General features: G+C 39.2%; 20 protein-coding genes. All 20 read right to left on the bottom strand.

Features of this window, described 5'->3' with window-relative positions; translation table 11 throughout:
- Positions 1-44 precede the first annotated feature (44 nt).
- The 20 genes from MW695_RS20085 to MW695_RS19990 all read right to left on the bottom strand — a co-directional run bounded on the left by MW695_RS20085 (position 45) and on the right by MW695_RS19990 (position 18316).
- Positions 45-539 (bottom strand): S1 domain-containing RNA-binding protein, encoded by a 495-nt coding sequence (locus MW695_RS20085; RefSeq protein WP_247107272.1) that lies wholly within the window; start codon positions 537-539, stop codon positions 45-47.
- 75 nt (positions 540-614) lie between these two features.
- Positions 615-995, bottom strand: a complete 381-nt coding sequence (locus MW695_RS20080) for an FtsB family cell division protein (RefSeq protein WP_247107271.1) — start codon at positions 993-995, stop codon at positions 615-617.
- Positions 996-1014: 19 nt separating this feature from the next.
- Positions 1015-1593 carry a spore cortex biosynthesis protein YabQ gene (gene yabQ, locus MW695_RS20075; RefSeq protein ID WP_247107270.1) on the bottom strand — a complete coding sequence of 193 codons (579 nt, stop codon included), beginning with the start codon at positions 1591-1593 and terminating at the stop codon, positions 1015-1017.
- Positions 1590-1871, bottom strand: coding sequence for a sporulation protein YabP (yabP, locus tag MW695_RS20070; protein ID WP_373648024.1), 282 nt, complete (start codon positions 1869-1871; stop codon positions 1590-1592). The genes yabQ and yabP overlap by 4 nt, the downstream gene beginning before the upstream one ends.
- A gap of 157 nt (positions 1872-2028) precedes the next feature.
- A complete protein-coding gene (locus MW695_RS20065) occupies positions 2029-2286 on the bottom strand; it encodes an RNA-binding S4 domain-containing protein (protein WP_035345809.1) in 258 nt (85 codons plus the stop codon).
- Complete coding sequence (gene yabN / locus MW695_RS20060) at positions 2283-3746, bottom strand: bifunctional methyltransferase/pyrophosphohydrolase YabN (RefSeq protein WP_247107268.1); 1464 nt, start codon at positions 3744-3746, stop codon at positions 2283-2285. Before yabN ends, MW695_RS20065 begins: the two co-directional genes overlap by 4 nt.
- 5 nt (positions 3747-3751) lie before the next feature.
- A complete protein-coding gene (locus MW695_RS20055) occupies positions 3752-5347 on the bottom strand; it encodes a putative polysaccharide biosynthesis protein (protein ID WP_247107267.1) in 1596 nt (531 codons plus the stop codon).
- Between the two features lie 210 nt (positions 5348-5557).
- Positions 5558-6097 carry a stage V sporulation protein T gene (gene spoVT, locus MW695_RS20050; protein WP_247107266.1) on the bottom strand — a complete coding sequence of 180 codons (540 nt, stop codon included), beginning with the start codon at positions 6095-6097 and terminating at the stop codon, positions 5558-5560.
- A 255-nt stretch (positions 6098-6352) separates the two neighbouring features.
- Complete coding sequence (gene mfd / locus MW695_RS20045; RefSeq protein ID WP_247107265.1) at positions 6353-9886, bottom strand: transcription-repair coupling factor; 3534 nt, start codon at positions 9884-9886, stop codon at positions 6353-6355.
- Between the two features lie 194 nt (positions 9887-10080).
- Positions 10081-10308 (bottom strand): anti-sigma-F factor Fin, encoded by a 228-nt coding sequence (gene fin / locus MW695_RS20040; RefSeq protein WP_247107290.1) that lies wholly within the window; start codon positions 10306-10308, stop codon positions 10081-10083.
- Positions 10309-10372: 64 nt separating this feature from the next.
- On the bottom strand, positions 10373-10930 hold the full coding sequence (gene pth / locus MW695_RS20035; RefSeq protein ID WP_247107264.1) for an aminoacyl-tRNA hydrolase: 558 nt from the start codon (positions 10928-10930) through the stop codon (positions 10373-10375).
- 135 nt (positions 10931-11065) lie between these two features.
- Positions 11066-11689 carry a 50S ribosomal protein L25/general stress protein Ctc gene (locus tag MW695_RS20030; RefSeq protein ID WP_247107263.1) on the bottom strand — a complete coding sequence of 208 codons (624 nt, stop codon included), beginning with the start codon at positions 11687-11689 and terminating at the stop codon, positions 11066-11068.
- An 85-nt stretch (positions 11690-11774) separates the two neighbouring features.
- On the bottom strand, positions 11775-12725 hold the full coding sequence (locus MW695_RS20025) for a ribose-phosphate diphosphokinase (protein WP_247107262.1): 951 nt from the start codon (positions 12723-12725) through the stop codon (positions 11775-11777).
- Positions 12726-12755: 30 nt separating this feature from the next.
- Entirely contained in the window at positions 12756-14120 is a 1365-nt protein-coding gene (gene glmU, locus MW695_RS20020; protein WP_247107261.1) for a bifunctional UDP-N-acetylglucosamine diphosphorylase/glucosamine-1-phosphate N-acetyltransferase GlmU, read from the bottom strand.
- A gap of 206 nt (positions 14121-14326) precedes the next feature.
- Positions 14327-14620 carry a septation regulator SpoVG gene (gene spoVG / locus MW695_RS20015; RefSeq protein WP_035345789.1) on the bottom strand — a complete coding sequence of 98 codons (294 nt, stop codon included), beginning with the start codon at positions 14618-14620 and terminating at the stop codon, positions 14327-14329.
- 249 nt (positions 14621-14869) lie between these two features.
- Entirely contained in the window at positions 14870-15247 is a 378-nt protein-coding gene (locus tag MW695_RS20010) for a RidA family protein (RefSeq protein WP_247107260.1), read from the bottom strand.
- 4 nt (positions 15248-15251) lie between these two features.
- On the bottom strand, positions 15252-16094 hold the full coding sequence (purR, locus tag MW695_RS20005; RefSeq protein WP_247107259.1) for a pur operon repressor: 843 nt from the start codon (positions 16092-16094) through the stop codon (positions 15252-15254).
- A gap of 55 nt (positions 16095-16149) precedes the next feature.
- A complete protein-coding gene (ispE, locus tag MW695_RS20000) occupies positions 16150-17016 on the bottom strand; it encodes a 4-(cytidine 5'-diphospho)-2-C-methyl-D-erythritol kinase (RefSeq protein WP_247107289.1) in 867 nt (288 codons plus the stop codon).
- Between the two features lie 170 nt (positions 17017-17186).
- A complete protein-coding gene (gene yidC, locus MW695_RS19995; RefSeq protein WP_247107258.1) occupies positions 17187-18011 on the bottom strand; it encodes a membrane protein insertase YidC in 825 nt (274 codons plus the stop codon).
- Positions 17957-18316: a hypothetical protein gene (locus tag MW695_RS19990; protein ID WP_247107257.1), complete on the bottom strand. Its 360-nt coding sequence runs from the start codon at positions 18314-18316 to the stop codon at positions 17957-17959. Before MW695_RS19990 ends, yidC begins: the two co-directional genes overlap by 55 nt.
- Between the last annotated feature and the right edge of the window lie 6 nt (positions 18317-18322).

Genomic DNA, 18322 nt, shown 5'->3' with positions numbered 1-18322 from the left:
GGCAAATGCCTCGGTGTTTAATTATCATGAGCTATAGCAGCAAGTTATCCTCTTCGTGCGCCTCGACCTCCACGCTTAGATTCCGTTTGACGTTTTAAGGTAGAAATGCGCTCTTCACTATCCTTCAAGAAACGGCTCATTTTATCTTCGAAAGACAATGTAGACGGTCGTGATTGGTTTTGTCGTTGACCTCCGCCACGGCCACCACCTTGTGGGCGATTCGACCTTTGCTGATAAGGACGATTCGGACGTTCTGAGTTGGCTGGACGCTCAGGACGTTCTGGTCGCTCTGATCGTTCTGGACGATCCTGCGCTTTACGAATTGATAAACCAATCTTCCCATCCTTCTCAACGTTCACAACTTTAACTGTTACTTCATCTCCAACCTTTAAAAACTCATTAATGTCCTTAACATAATTATCAGCGACTTCGCTAATATGAACAAGACCCGTTGAACCACCTGGAAGCTCTACAAAAGCTCCAAAATGTGTAATCCCCGTAACCTTGCCTTGTAACTTGCTGCCTGCTTCGATTGACATGAAAAAATAGATCCTCCTTAAGAAATCTTAAAAATATTCGTTTGTTTACATTATACTCGAATCGAAAAAAATGTGTCAATCTATTGGTATGTTAGGTATTTTAAACAACGTTTCACCTGGCATTGTCAAATAGTAATCACGTCTAGCAATTTCAGCTATGTAATACACATCTTGATAATTTTCCACATCTACATGCAACCGATCTTCTTCTTGCTTAAGCTCAACTAGAAAAGCTTCTAGCTCTGCTTTCTCCTGCCTTTTTTCATCTACTACGGCAAGCTGAGAGGATATGGTCACACCACCAAAGCCTAGTAATACGACCGTTACAATTCCGATAACCGTTAAGCGTCGAATGAGACCACGGCGTTTCTTTGTGGATAGTTCCAATTCACGCTCTTTTTGCTGAATATACTGATTGTCTAATTCTCTTACTCTTGACATTCGGTTAGTGACCATGATGATTCCCTCCCTTTTATTAATCATTTTTCTTCTTAAACAACAAAAATCCTTTTATTCTTTTCAAAAAAGGCTGCCATTTCTCGAAAAGAGATAGAAGACCTGTCCATTTAAATAGCGGAATACTTAATAAATAGCCTATTTTCCAAATACATTTCCACAGTCCGTGGAAAACCGTCAAGACTATCGATACTATCATCATACACAATGAATATGCTACTTTCAATAGATACTTAGTAGGGTTTATAAGAAGAACAACAAATAATCGAACGACCATTCGATATATGGCTAGTATTTTATTAATCAAATACTCTAAACAACTTTGATACGCTCGTTGAAAAAGAGCTTGATACGCTGCGTAACCACAAAGAAGCGCAACAAACATCACAAAACGCACTTCACCATTATTCACAAACAATAGAACATAAAATACGATACATGCCTGAATGAACCAAAATAAAACATCATTTAAAGCAAAAAACCAATAATATGTCGTCCTATTCTTTAGAAGGCGATGGTACGTATCAATAGCTGCTCCAATATAAAGACCCATACCAATCATTGATAGGATTGTATAAAATTGAATGGTGACATTCACTTGAATAACTTCCCAAATAATCCTTTAGATTTCTCTTGCTGACTTTGATCTAAATAAACGAGATCATATACCTTTCCCTCAATAGACACAATCCCTTGATCGACATTTAGGTTTTTCATGTGTAAATTTTGCCCACGAACAGATAGAAATCCCATAACCGTTTCAAGCAGAAATTCCTCATTATCGAAGCTCTCAACCTGTTTCACTCCGGTAATATCTAACTGCTTCCTACTAATTAAACGAATATCGTGATCGTTTGTTTCCCTTTTTCTCCCCATTGGAGTACCGTATTCATATTGATTATCCATGCTCATTCCTCCTCCATTCACTTCTTTAATGAAATGTATGAACAAAGAATTTTATTTAGAACAAGCTCTCTCAGATAAACAAATTCATACTCCTATATAACTTTTACTTTTTTTAGTGGCCTCAACCTTACGATACAGGCTCCTCTTTTACAATCGTATACAGCATACCTGCTTGCTCCTTACGAACAACATCTTTCACATCATTAACTTCAACCGTTACGAGCTTTTGTCCAAAACGAATCACAAGTATATCTCCAGGCTTCACATTCGAACCGGCCTTTGCCACTTGGTCATTAATTGTAATCCGTCCTTGCTCACAAACCTCTTTCGCTAATGTTCTTCTTTTAATAATTCGAGATACTTTAAGAAATTTATCAAGTCTCATGTTAAATCCCCTTCTTTCTCTAATTGTTTTGCTTCTTCCCAAATATCATCTAATTGCTCCAGAGTCAGATTCGACATGGCCAATCCTCGTTCTCGCGTAACCATTTCAATATGATTAAAGCGCCTTCTAAATTTCTGATTAGCTCCTAATAACGCTTCTTCAGCATCTATTCCATAAAAACGAGCCAAGTTCGTTACGACAAACAACATATCACCGAGCTCTTTCGTCATTTCATTCATACGCTCGTCCTTCACTTCTTGTAGGAATTCTCCAATCTCTTCTTGTAGCTTGACGAGAATCGGAGCTGCCTCTGACCAATCAAAGCCAACCTTTGCCGCTTGCTTTTGAAGCTTCTTCGCCTCTATTAACGCGGCAATTCCCTTTGGAACTCCATCTAACAGCAGCTGCTCAGGCTGTTGCCCCTTTTCTTGCTGTTTGATCACATCCCAGTTTAGGACAACATCGTCAATGTCCTTTACCTTCACATCACCGAACACATGAGGGTGACGTCGTATCATCTTTTCTGTTAGCGAACGGACAACATCGTCAATTGAAAAATAGCCTTCATCTTCACCAATTTGTGCATGCAGCATGACCTGCAAGAGGACATCGCCTAATTCCTCGATTAAATGCTCATCATCCTCTTGATCAATCGCTTCTAATACTTCATACGCTTCTTCTAATAAATATTTCTTTAATGAAGCATGCGTCTGCTTCTGATCCCACGGACAACCACCAGGCCCACGAAGCTTGGCAATAACTTGACGCAACGCATCGAATTCCCCATATAATAACTGATCATTCTTAACTGGAGGGACGTAGACAGCCGTTAAATTAGAAAGAGCTAGATCACGATCAAGCTCATACAATGGTACGGTTTTAATGATTTGATCACGAGAGCCAGCCGCCGTCACAATCGTCACCTCATAATCATCGGGTAGGCGATCCATCAATGTTAACTTCACTTCTGAGGCAATATACGAATCATACACTTGTACAATAATCATATGATGAGTCAGCTCAAGCTCATCTCTATTCATGCTTGTCCCGTCAATGATCTGACAGCCTTCAATTGGATCAACTTGTAACGCTGTGTACATGTCATCTAAAAAGCTTTGTCCACCTAATACGTGTAGCGTCACGTCTTGATCATCCTTTAATAATTGAACCGTTCTTTCTGCGACAAATGGATGACCTGGTACGGCATATATCAATTCTGTATCATTCTTTTCTTTTAATTGTTCGACAATCGCTTCATAAACCCTTTCAAAATCATCATATTCTTCATACAAATGATCAAACGACTCAATGACAACCCCTTCTGCTTCCAGCTCCTTGATCGCTGGATGCTCCATTGTCCGAACAAGGAGTTTTTTGTGCTTTGTTATATAACGATATATACCTAATGACATTTGCTCAAGACCACCAGCACCTAAGCCAATGACTGTTATTTTTTTCATCTTATTCACCTTCTTTTCATGACGATTGTTCTCATTTTATTCAACACAGGTACCATCTCCCATTCGCTTTTGCTAAATACAGGAAGAAGGCTAATTGTAACCATAACTACCACCATACCAACGAACGAGGTAGATACTGCTATAAGAGTGTCATATAAACGGTTCGATTCCTGTATAAACAGAATAAGCCATTGCTTAAATGCAAAGCTAACAACCGCCAATCCTATTAATACAACAAGAATCGTACTATATGAACGAATACGGCCAAACGAAAGAATCCGTCTTTTATACCCATTATACATTAAATAGACTAGCATACAGACAAACCCAATAACGGTTGACCATGCTGCTCCCATTACACCTAGGTGAGTGACAAAAAGAAACTGACCAGCTATCTTGATTGCAAGTCCTACGAGCACGGCAATAAAGGGTAAATGAAGAAAGGAGTATCCTTGATAAATGGCGGACATTGTGATAAATAGAGATTGCAACAAAATCACAAGTACTAATACCCTAAGAACATCTGAACCCTTTCCATCTGTAAATAACATATGATTCGTCTCGTTCATAATGATGAACAATCCGATCGTTGCCGCTCCTGCTATTAAGAATGTTAATCGAAAAGCAGTCTGTTGATGGCGTTTTGCTTCTTTCGGTTGTCCTGCTGTAACAGCCTTTGTAATCATTGGAACCAATGCTAACGTAAATGTAGTCGTTAACACTGCCCCTACTTGAATAAGAGGCTGTCCACGATCATAGACCGCTTTTTCAATATATGCTGTTAATGAATCCATACCCGAAGATTCCAGTAAACGAACGATTGTAAATGCATCAACAAGCTGAAACAATATGAGCACAAGAACACTCATGCAAATATAGAAGCTATGCTTTACTAGCGAAAGGCAGATAGGTAGCAACTGCTTAAACGAAGTAGAGTTTGTCTGGACAATCCATACTTGTTTGAACCAATTACCTCTTGTCATGATTAACAGCAAGAAGACGCCACACCCCGCCCCTATCCAAGAACCATAAGCTGCTCCTGCTCCGATTTGGTAAGCATCGAACCCATAGTATACAAAATAAACTGTAAGGCCGATGATGACTGACACACGAATAATTTGTTCACCAATATGTGAAACAGCCGTCGATATAAGCTCCCCTTCACTTTGTGCATAGCCACGCCCGACACTTAAAAAAGGAATAACAAATAAAATATAGCTCATTGCTTGAAGAGGTTCTTTTAACTGAGCATCTCCCATTATCGTTGCAATCGTTCCTGCTTGGAAATATATGATTAACCATATGAGCACAACCATTAGCAATAAACTATAAAAAAATAAAGCCGTTAATTGTCTCGCTTCCTTCTTTTTACCTAATTCAAGAAGCTCCACTCTTTTTCTTGATAGTGCGACAGGTAAGCCATACATGGATAACACCATAACGATCCCATATAATGGATAGATTTGTTGATAAACATAAAAACCTACATCTCCTGCTAGATTTTGAAAAGGCACACGATAAATCGCACTTAACACTTTTGCTATTAATGCGGCTATTGATACAACGGCTAGCCCTTTCATCATTTGCTGTTGTTCCTGCACTAGCTATTCTCCTCACTTTTTTTCCGTTACGTATTATCATACTGAAAGTTGGGCCAAACGGCAAAGAAAATATAGGGTTATAACAGCTAAAAGGTCGCTACAACTAAAAAACATTGTAACGACCTTCGTATAGAGAAAATATAAAATTGAAATAATTAAGGCTTTAACAGGCTGTTGTTCAAGAAAATATTCTCTCTTCCTTATCCTTTCTTACTGCTCCATTTGCCGAGCAAGGAAACCAGCGGCAGTTTCAGCCAGCTTCTGCTCCATCGCACCTGTCAACTCTTCATCGCGACTAAAGATCACAACCGCACCAATCGGATCACCATTGGCGATAATTGGCGTTGCCACATACCCTTTCAAATCATCCTGATGATCGCTAACGATGTTATAATCACCTTGGGATGTCACAAGTTCAGTTTTTCGACCATCGATTACTTTTTCAATAACCTGACCAACTGCTTTATTTAAGAACTCTTTTTTCGGTGCACCTGCTACAGCAATAAAAGTATCTCGATCAGCAATTAAAACAAAATGATTCAAACTATCATAGAGAGCTTCTGCATACTCCTTCGCAAAATCGCCAAGCTCTGATATTGGTGAATATTTCTTTAAAATAACTTCCCCGTCACGGTCAACAAAAATCTCCAAAGGGTCACCTTCACGAATACGAAGAGTCCGTCTAATTTCTTTCGGAATGACAACCCGTCCTAAATCATCAATACGACGAACGATACCTGTAGCTTTCATACGTTATTGCCTCACTTTCTAATGATGTATTCACTTGATGGTAAGTGATAAGAAAAATATCCATTTCTTTTCTTAGCTATAGTATCTTTCGTAAAAAAAGAACTATTCACCAATTACTCATTTTATCCACTTAGCTAAATTTCCCAATTCAACAATTAGAGCGTACTGAACCAAACAAACCGAGGGCACCGAAAAAGTTAAAACCCAAATTTTTTCGGTGCCCTTAAGCACATAAGTCTTTCAGTACATTAGCAATTATGAAGTGAGGCTTTTTTGAGTTCGTGGAATAGAATCCATTACTTTTTCCATTCGATCAAGTATTTGCTCGTCCGTTAATGATTTCGTCTTAATTGTACATTTGATTTGACGATTATTTGTGCCAATATTAACCTCCCTTCCAATAGGAAGAATGAGTTCCATTAATTTGGCACCGTCGATTGTTTGCGTCGTTTCCTCAGATATCAAAATCTCGATTTGATCCTTCTGCTCGGAAATCTTTTCAATTCGAATTTTATTTGCAATCAGCTTGATATTCGTTAACCGTAGCAGGAAATCAACCTGCTTTGGATATTCTCCAAAGCGATCGAAGATTTCATCGCGTAAATCACCAATATCTTCAACCGTGCTAGCCCCTTTAAATCGTTTATAAATTTCGATCTTCTGTTGAGCATCTTGAATAAAGCTTTCAGGAATGTAAGCATCAACCTTCACATCTAATTCAACTGCAAATGGTTTCTCTGTAGGCTTATCACCTTTTCGCTCATCAATAGCTTCTTTTAGCATTTGTGAATACAAATCGAATCCAACTGATTCAATAAACCCATGCTGCTGCGCTCCTAATAAATTCCCCGCACCACGAATAGACAAATCACGCATCGCAATTTTAAATCCAGAGCCTAACTCAGTAAATTCTTTAATAGCCTGCAAACGTTTTTCTGCTACTTCTGTTAAAACTTTGTCGCGTTGATACGTAAAGTATGCATAGGCAACCCGATTCGAACGACCCACACGCCCTCGAATTTGGTACAGCTGTGATAGACCCATTTTATCTGCATTGTAGATGATAAGCGTATTAACATTTGGTATATCGACACCTGTTTCAATAATCGTCGTCGTCACAAGCACATCACTATTACCTTCAAGGAAGTCCAGCATAATCGTTTCTAATTCTCTTTCATTCATTTGTCCATGCGCATAGCTAACACGCGCATCTGGAACAAGCATAGAAATTTGCTCAGTCATCCGCTCAATATCATCCACCCGATTGTATAAGAAATAAACTTGACCACCACGCGACAACTCACGTTCAATAGCTTCACGTATTAGTGCTCCATTGTATTCAACGACATACGTCTGAACAGGAAATCGATTCTCTGGAGGTGTCTCTATGACAGATAGATCACGGACACCTAACATTGACATATGTAACGTACGAGGAATAGGTGTCGCAGTTAACGTCAGTACGTCGATATTTGCCTTAAGTTTTTTTATCTTTTCTTTGTGTGTAACACCAAACCGTTGCTCCTCATCAACAATTAGCAAACCGAGATCCTTATATTCCACATCTTTTGATAACAAACGGTGAGTACCTACAATTAAATCAATCGAACCAGCCTTTAATCCTTTTAATGTTTCATTTTGCTCCTTTCGAGAGCGGAAACGACTTAATACACCAATGTTAATAGGATGATCGGCAAAACGCTCTTTAATCGTTTCATAGTGCTGTTGCGCTAGAATCGTCGTTGGAACTAAGATGGCTACTTGCTTCTCATCCATAATCGCTTTAAATGCTGCCCGAATAGCTACCTCAGTCTTCCCGTAACCTACATCTCCACATAATAGACGATCCATTGGACGCCCTTTTTCCATATCCTCTTTAATTTCATCGCTTGCTCGAATTTGATCTTCCGTTTCTTGATAAGGAAACGATGACTCAAACGTTCTTTGCTCCTCAGTATCCTTTGCAAAAGCGAAGCCTTTACTCGCCTCACGCTCAGCATACAATTTAATCAAATCATCCGCTATATCTTCTACAGATGATTGTACTTTTTTCTTTACTTTCTTCCAATCATTTCCACCCAATGCGTAGATTTTCGGGTCTTTTTCTTCTGAGCCAACATATTTTTGCACTTGGTCGATTTGTTCAACTGGCACATACAGCTTGTCATTTCCAGCATAACGCAAATGTAAGTAATCTTTATGAAGACCATTTATCTCTAACGTTTCTACACCTAAATATTTCCCAATCCCATGATTCGTGTGAACAATTAAATCTCCCACTTTTAATTCAGAATAACTTTTTATTCGCTCAGCATTTGACAATTTGTTCTTACGCTGTGGCCGTTTGACCGCTTTTTTCGCAAAAATCTCTTCCTCTGTAATGACAACGAGTTTGCTCTTTGGCAGCTCAAAGCCTTTATGAAGCGCACCTACCATCATATGAACTTTTCCAGGGATTAATTCCGTCTGGTCCTCAACAAGCTGACTATCAATCCCCTCTTCTTCAAGCTGTAAAACTAAGCGCTTTGCTCGATCAGTTGAACTCGCTAAAAAGACAAGCGCTTGATCTTGTTTCAGCCAACGCTCCACCTCAGACTTTAATAAAGGTAATTGCCCATGAAACTCCTGCATCGACTTACATGTAATAGACATGATGTTTTCTGGATTTGTCGACGGAACATGCTTTAAAAATAAAGATAAATAGATTGATGAAAAACGCTTTTGTTTAATTTCTTCAAATACAGGGAGAGACATCCTAACGTCATGAACCATCTCTCCTTGCTCTAATAACGCCATACTCCATTGCGCTTCCTCTTGATCTAAATGATCGGCCATTTCTTTAATTCGTGACATTTCATCAAACAAAATACACGTATCTTCTCGTAAATAGGATACAAGCGAGTACTCTTCCTCATAGTAAAGAGACATGTATTTATACATTCCTTGAAACGATGTTTGCTGTTTTAGCTGCCCTACTTCAAAAGATATATGCTGTGTTAGTTTTTCTTTTATTTCCTTAGATTTAATTTTTGTGACCGTACTAGAAAGCTTACTTCTTAAGCGTTCCTCCGCTCGCTTATAATCGTCATGGCGTAATAGCACTTCCTGTACTGGAGAAATGAGTACACTTTGCATTTCCTCCTCCGAACGTTGCGTTTCAACTTGAAAACTACGAATTGAATCAATCTCTGTATCAAATAATTCAATTCGAATCGGATTCGTGACTGTAAGCGGATACAGATCAATAATACCTCCACGTACGCTCACTTCACCTGGCGAGGCGACCATATCTACTCTTTGGAAACCCATAGTAATAAGCTGATCAAGTAGCTTCGTCGTATCACCTATATCCAATCCGACTTTCAATTCAAGCTGATGAAGCTCCCAGACATGTTTTGGAGGAAGCTGTCTTCTCATTCCAGCTATAGGAACAATCACTACACCATTAAATGATTGTACAAGCTTATTTAACACCTCAATGCGTTGCGCTTTCATTTCCGGACTAGCAACGGCTATTTCGGCTGAAATAAGCTCATTTACAGGATATAATAGAACTTGATCCTCGTTTAAGAATTCAATAAAGTCCTCATAGAGCTTCTGTGCTTGATATAAATTATGTGTGACGATCAGCATCGGCTGTGACGTTTCTAGAAACAATGACGAAGCAAACAACGCTCTAGCTGAACCTGTTAGTCCCGTTATTAGCTGCTCCTTCATTCCAGATTTGACTGTTGTAGCAATCGTTTGTATATCTTCACTTGTACGAAAATACTGTTGCAATCCTTTCATACTTCTCCCCCTGTTATGTCTTAACCTCACGTTCAACATGATAATATATGTATGAATGCTATTTCTTTTGTATTCGTGCTCTGTAACTAAAGTTCCTGCCATAGAAAAGGAAGGCATCTCAAAAGGGCACGTTATCCTTTGAGATACCTTCGAAGCCTTGTAATAATCCTCTCATTTTAAAATAGAGTCTCCCTCTATTGTACGACAATATCGACTTCATGCAAGTCAGGATTTCGAATAAGTGCTTCATGACAATCATCACAAATGACCTTTACGTGTATATCACCATTTTCCAAATACGATACCATCTCGGTTCGCTCTGTACTCGTGAGCATATCAAAGCCTAATACGTTTGCATGTATGGAATGTTCAATCGTCCCAACCTTTGCATGACAATGCCTACATTGATAATGAATAGCCAATACTAGCGCTCCTTTCACCCGTATACTTGTCATTAGTATGAGCGAATTGAACATGACCTATACACTAATTAAAACGATTCATCACTTGAAGGAAAGGCATCTCTGTCCAGGCCTCTACTGCTTCTGTAGCTTGTTTCACGGCATTTGATACAAATTCTTTTTCCTCAGGCTTATAGCTACCGAGGACATAATCTACAACCGATTGACCTGGATCAGGTCGATTAATCCCAATTCGAATTCGATTAAACTCATTCGTGCCTAACTGTTGAATAGTGGACTTAATCCCATTATGACCACCCGCACTCCCTTTTTGCCGTAAGCGAATCTTTCCGGGTGGCAAGTCCATATCGTCATAAATGACAACAAGATCCTCAACGGACAATTTGTAATAATCCCTAATCATACGTATCGCTTCACCAGATAAATTCATATACGTTAGTGGCTTCAACAAAATCACTTTTTCGCCATTAACAAGTCCCTTACCGTACAAGCTTTTAAACTTCAATTGATTAAGTTCAATTCCTAGCTCTTTCGCACAATAGTCAATACAGTCAAAGCCTACATTGTGGCGTGTTCCTCGATATTTTTCACCTGGATTTCCTAGTCCAACAATTAATTTCAAGGCTATTCTCTCCCTTACAATCCACACGTGGCAGCTCATATCTACCCCACATTTGGTAAGGCCCTCACAATTCACTGTAAAAGAGCCCATAATGAGTATATCTCATTACAGGCTATTTTCATAATATAGATTTCTTTATTCCTCGTTATCAGGCTTTTCGTTAATGACTTCTGGCTCCTCAGCTTCCGTTCCTTCTGGCTCAACTTCAGCTGCAGGAGCTTGAACGGTTACAATCGTTTCCTCATCTTCATTAACGACATCGACCTTAACAGAAGATCGAATATCGGCTACCTGTATGGAATCACCAATCGCTAAATTTGATACATCTACAACAATTTCTTCAGGTATATCAGCTGGTAAACATTTCACTGATAAATCATATAATAAGTGAGAGACAACACCGCCCTCTTTTTCACCAGGCGCATCACCATCAAGTTGAACAGCTACCTCTGCCACAATTTCAGATTGCATATCCACTTCAAAGAAATCAATATGCAAATATTCATTTTTAAGCGGGTCTACTTGAATGTCGTGTACCATCACTTGGTGTTTTGACTTTCCTTCTATATCCAAGGAAAATAATCCGTTCTTACCTACATCCCGAATCGTTTTTAATAGGTCTACTCCTTCAACTGCCACAGGCTTACTCTCTGTCTTACTTCCATATATAACAGCAGGTACATATCCTTTTTTGCGTATTTTTCTCGTTGCAGAACCTCTTAAGTCTTCTCTCGGATTTGCTTGTAAAACGGTTGCCATGATTTATACCACCTCTAATTTGATTTTTAGATGTCTCTATTTCATGTTTTCCCCGAATACGACCTTTTCAAACCACTTTTTCAAATCAATCAAATAACTTACTGACGGAAGCGTGCTCATGGACACGGATAATCGCTTCCCCAAGTAAGGCTGCGACCGATAGTTCTGTAACCTTTTCACTTCTTTTCTCGTCCGTTAGTGGAATAGAATTGGTGACAACAAGCTCTTTAATCTTTGAATTATTAATACGTTCCATGGCCGGACCTGATAGAACAGGGTGTGTACAGCATGCATATACTTCCTTGGCACCTGATTCAACTAACGCATTTGCCGCTAATGTAATCGTGCCAGCCGTATCAATAATATCATCAATAATAATCGCTGTTTTCCCTTCAATATGACCAACGATATTCATAACTTCAGATACGTTAGGCTTCGGTCTGCGCTTATCAATAATCGCAATTGGTGCTTTTAAGCGATCAGCCATTTTACGTGCCCGAACTACTCCTCCATGATCAGGAGAAACAATGACAATATCTTCTAGCTTCTTATCTTGAAAATAATCAGCCAAAATTGGTACCCCTACTAACTGATCAACTGGAATGTCGAAGAAGCCTTGTATTTGTGTCGCATGTAAATCTAGCGTTAATACTCTTGTTGCCCCAGCTGTTTGCATTAAATTAGCGACAAGCTTTGACGTAATCGGCTCTCTTGCCCGCGCCTTGCGATCTTGACGAGCGTAACCATAGTATGGGAGAACCAAATTAATTGTACGTGCAGATGCTCGTTTCAATGCATCAATCATAATGAGAAGTTCCATAATATGTTCATTTGCTGGTGCAGATGTCGATTGAATCAAGTAAACATCACAGCCACGAATACTTTCTTCAATATTTATTTGGACTTCCCCATCACTAAATCGTGTAACCGAACAATCTCCCATTGGAACACCAATATGCTCTGTAATTTGGTGTGCTAAATCAGGGTTTGAATTAAGTGTAAAAATCTTTAACCGTGGATCGCCGTATTTGGGCATCTTTTTTTCCCTCCGAAATCACTTATTTATCTAATTTTTCTTGTTGATGTAATCATGTTTATTCGTTTGCCTAGAGCGTGCGATGGAGAGAGACGACTCTGGTACATCATCCGTTATCGTGGAACCAGCAGCAACTAACGCTTGCTTACCAACCGTTACAGGCGCAATCAGGTTCGCATTACATCCAATAAAGGCACCATCTTCAATGACCGTCTTAAATTTATTCTTTCCATCGTAGTTTACAGTTACAGCGCCACAGCTAAAATTCACATTTGATCCAACCGTTGCATCCCCTATGTAACTTAAATGCGAAGCTTTACTTCCATGACCTAAGCTTGATTTCTTAATTTCAACAAAGTTGCCAATTCGCGCTTCATCCCCGATGTTTGACTGTGGACGAATATGAGCAAACGGACCAACCGAAACCACTTTACCAATCTCACTATCATGGACAACAGATTGTCTAATAGCTGTCTCATCACCAATTAAGCTGTCTTTGATTTCAGTATTTGGACCAATGATACAGTTACGACCGACTGACACATTTCCTTGTAAGTGTGTGCCAGGATGGATGATTGTATCCTGCCCAATCATTGCTTGTGCAGAAATATACGTATTTCCAGGGTCAATTAACGTAACCCCTTGTCTCATCCAATACTCATTAATGCGCTTTCTCATCAATTGTTCAGCTTGAGATAATGCTACCCGGTCATTTACTCCCAAGGTCTCTTCGAACATCGGTGTTTGATAGGCAGCTACGGCTTCACCTTGCTTCTTCAATATTTCAATAACATCTGGTAAATAATATTCACCCTGCGCATTATCATTACCAACTTGCTTCAACGCTTTAAAGAGTAAAGCATTATCAAAACAATACGTACCGGTATTGATCTCTTGCACCTCAAGCTCTTCTTTTGAAGCATCTTTCTGTTCAACAATTCGTTCAACAAGTCCATGCTCATTTCGTATAACCCGTCCATAACCACTAGGATCTTCGGCCTTTGCTGTTAATACAGTCACCTTCGCATCTTCACGTTCATGACATTCTAACAACTCATTCAACGTATCTGCTGTCAGAAGGGGTGTATCTCCACATAAAACGAGCGTAATGCCTTCTTTTTGCTCAAGTAAATCAGCAGCTTGCATAACCGCATGCCCTGTGCCTAGCTGCTTCTCCTGTACAACATACGAAACCTGTTCACCTAACTGCTCTTGTACAACTTCAGCGCCATAACCGACAACAGCAACCTGTTCTTCCACTTCTAAAGCTGCGACTTGATCAACGACATGTTGAACCATTGCCTTCCCGCATACAGGATGTAACACTTTATATAACGTTGATTTCATCCGTGTTCCTTGTCCCGCTGCTAAAATAACCGCATAACGATTGCTCATGGTTTCCCTCCAGATCTTCCATTTTCCATTACGAATATACTCTAAAACTAAGGCTATTTCAAGGATTTATCGATAACCTTCACAAATATGCTATTAATATCCGACAAAAATCGATCCATGCTATTCTTCTCACTTTGAAAAAAATCAGACGCAAAAAACCACTATGTATTTCGATCATAGTGGTTTTGCTTATCCATAAAACGAGACTACGAAGCACCTGCTTCTTCATACTCCACTTCTTCTACTTCGCCAGCCTTTTCATATTCCGTTAAAACAGCTGTTTGGATCTTTTCTCTTGTTTGCGAAGAAATTGGGTGGGCAATATCTCGAAATTCGCCATCTGGAGTTCTTTTGCTTGGCATTGCTACAAACAAACCATTATTACCATCAATAACACGAATATCATGGACAACAAACTCGTGATCAATTGTAATAGAAGCAATGGCACGCATTCGTCCATCCGTATTTACACGACGTAATCTCACATCTGTCACCTGCATTTAAGTCACCACCTATAAGAATGTTTATTCATACATAGACATTTCTCTAAAAATATGGGATTTCCTTCTTTTTTTCGAAACTTTTTTTATTTTTTTGAATTTATAAGAAAAACTGCTTATTCGTTTCTTACCATAGACAAAGCGTCTTTGAGAAATGACAACTTCATGATATTCACTAATTTATATTTTCTAACCATATAAAAAAGAAGGCGACAACTTCGCCTTCTTTCCTACATCCATCTATTCGAACTACTCTTTCACTAACGCAATCACTTCAATTTCAACAAGCACATCTTTCGGTAGCCTTGCTACTTCTACACAAGAACGAGCGGGCTTATGCTTATCGAAATATTCACCATACACATCGTTAATAAGCGGGAAATCATTCATATCTTTAATAAATACTGTCGCCTTAACAACTGTTTCTAAAGAAGCTCCTGCTTCCTTCAGTACAGCCTGTAAGTTTTTGAATACTTGATGAGTTTGCTCTTCCACTGTACCTTGAATCAGTTCACCTGTTGCCGTTAATGGAATTTGACCTGAGCTGTAGAACATATTATTAACGACTACCCCTTGCGAATATGGTCCAATTGCACCCGGTGCATCTGATGTATAAATAGTTCTCATTTTTTTACTCCCCCTCTGCTTCCTTTAGTAATCCTAATACATTTCCACGTTCAACTTTAATTGATTTATCGCGGACATTCACTTCTGATAAACGAGTAATCGACATATACTCATCAACTAAACGTTCTTCCACTCCTACAGTCTCCACTAACACACCAATGCCTACTAATTCCGCGTGGAACTCCTCTAGCAAATCCATCATCCCACGAATCGTTCCTCCTGCTTTCATGAAATCATCAACAATGAAAACACGAGAGCCAGGCGCTAAACTTCTACGCGCAAGCGTCATCGTTTGAATTCGTTTCGACGAACCTGACACGTAATTAATACTAACCATTGAGCCCTCTGTCACTAAGTGATCTCGGCGTACAATACTTACAGGAACATTTAGTTGTTGCCCAACTGCGTAGGCCAATGGAATTCCCTTAGTTGCAACCGTTAAAACAGCATCAATCTTTTCAGAAGCCAAAATCGAAGCAAATACTCGACCAACACGCTGCATAAAGGTTGGATTCCCTAATAGATCCATCATGTATAAATAACCGCCAGGTAATATTCGTTCCGGTACAGCCAACGAATCAATCACTTCATCTACTAGTAGCTCCGCTTGCTTACTTTCAATACGGGGAATAAATTTCACTCCGCCACTTGCACCTGATATTGTTAATAATGAGCCGTATCCTTCTTCCTCGAATATATCTTTGACAATGACTAAGTCTTCACTAATCGAAGACTTTGCAGATTGATAACGCTCTGAAAAGTGTGTGAGAGATATGACCTCATGTGGGTGTTGCAGTAAAAAATAAGTCATATCAACTAAACGACCACTGCGCTTTATTTTTTTCATGCTACCTCCACCAAAACCGAATATTTTTTATAAACATAACACTTTTATCCGGCTTTTAGCAAGAGCTCGTTGAACGAATTAACCGAACAGCATAAACATCGTGACAAAAACCGCGTAAACCGTTGTAAATTCTATGCATACGGGACTCATGCTCAACAAGTCCAAAAACAGTTGGTCCACTTCCGCTCATCAGTACTCCATCCGCACCAAAGCGTGCCATTTGCTCCTTAATTCTTCTCACTTCAGGATACAAATCTAATGTAACAGATTCTAATACATTGTGGAGGTTATGACATATCGCTTTAAAATCTTGCTGTTCAATGGCTTTTATCATCTCCGCTGTAGGCGCATGCTCTACATTACGTAAATCTAATCTCTTGTATACATCAGCTGTCGATACACCGATCGGCGGTTTCGCTAAAATGACCCAACAGGAGGGAGGAGATGGTATCGATTGAATAACTTCTCCTCTTCCTGTCGCCAATGCCGTGCCCCCATAAACACAAAACGAAACATCCGAGCCAATTTCCGCTCCTAATTCTGCCAACTCATCTAAACTTAACCCTAACTTCCACAGTCTATTAAGACCTTTTAACGTTGCAGCCGCATCACTACTACCACCAGCTAAACCTGCCGCAACGGGAATACATTTTGTTATGTATATATCAACACCTAGACGAACCTCAAAACGTTCCTTTAACAATTCAGCCGCTTTATAAGCTAAATTACGATGATCATTTGGAACAAAGCCTTCCGATACTTCCACCTTGATATCGCCACTCTGTGTCAGGGTTAGATCAATGCGGTCGGCTAAATCAACCATTGTCATAATCATCTCTACTTCGTGATATCCATCTTCACGTTTTTTTACCGCATCAAGCGATAAATTAATTTTCGCAGGAGCTTTCACCGAACATTTCAATCTAGTCACCTTCTATATTCCTTTTGCTTACGCTATTTTATCATTAGTCTAAACATCATACCATAGCCTAATCATTTTTATAAGAAAAACCGCGGTAGCGTTCTTTTCTTATTATGATACTTTAAAAAAATCCGGATTAGCACAAACGTGCATAAATCCGGATAACAACGTTACTTTTCACTAACGACTTCATGAGTAGACTGAATCGGCTTAGACTTATAAATCGCCTTTGAAAGTAGAGTTTGAGCAATTAAAAACAGTCCCCCTACCGTCCAATAGAGCGGAAGTGCCGCTGGTACCGTAAATGAAAACACTCCCATTAAAACAGGACCTATATATCCTATAACAGCAAACTGCTTTGACTGTTGCGTTTCCATTCCCATTTGTGAAGCCTTAAATTGAATAAAATAAACGAGAGCAGCAAGAAACGGTAAAATAAAATCAGTTTCGCCTAGATGGAACCACAGAAAAGAGTGCTCAGCTATTTCCGGTGTCCTCATAATGGCATAATAAAATCCAATTAATATCGGGAACTGGATCAACATTGGCAAACATCCAATCGACGCAATTGGATTAAATTGATGCTTCGTATAAAGCTCCATCATTTCCTTTTGAAACTGCTTCTGATTTTCCGAATCCTTTTTATCCTTGAACTTTTCTTGCAACTCCTTCATCTCTGGCTGAATGACATTCATTTTCTCACGCATCGTCAATTGATTTTTGTATTGCTTTAGCATAAGTGGCATAAGGGCGATACGAACCAATAACGTTACTAACACAAGCGACAAGCCGTAATTTCCATTAAAAAGAATCGCAATTGATTTTATTAAATAAGAAAAAGGGTACACAACGTAATGATTAAAGACCCCAGTCGTTTCCGCATTAATTGGCTCTGTCGTCGCCTGACAACCACTTAAAATAATGAATAAGCCAATCATGACTAGTATGAAATAAATTCTTTTAAACGATGATGTGAATATAGATGATCGTTCCATATAAATCCTCCTCGTATGATTTCATTCGTTAACGAAGAGTTTCCATAGTCACCATCATCTTCAGGAGATTCCTTTCGTTTTGTCAAACAGGTTAGCCACGTTTGACGACGTTGCATAGGACCGATTGGATCTATTTTACTTGGTATAAACACATCAAACGAATATAAACTACTTTTCGTCAACATGCGTTGCTTAATCATTAAAGACCGTTCCATATACTGAAGTACTTTATAGCTTGCAACAGTCAAAAAGATACTCATGGAGAGTAACAGCGGGATGATATCCTGAAACGATTCAAATAACATCTATAT

Origin of the sequence: Halalkalibacter sp. APA_J-10(15), assembly GCF_023017105.1 — a bacterium.
Taxonomy (GTDB): Bacteria; Bacillota; Bacilli; order Bacillales; family Bacillaceae_D; genus Halalkalibacter.
Note: the sequence above shows the minus strand (reverse complement) of the source record. Positions and strands in the feature narration are given on the sequence as shown.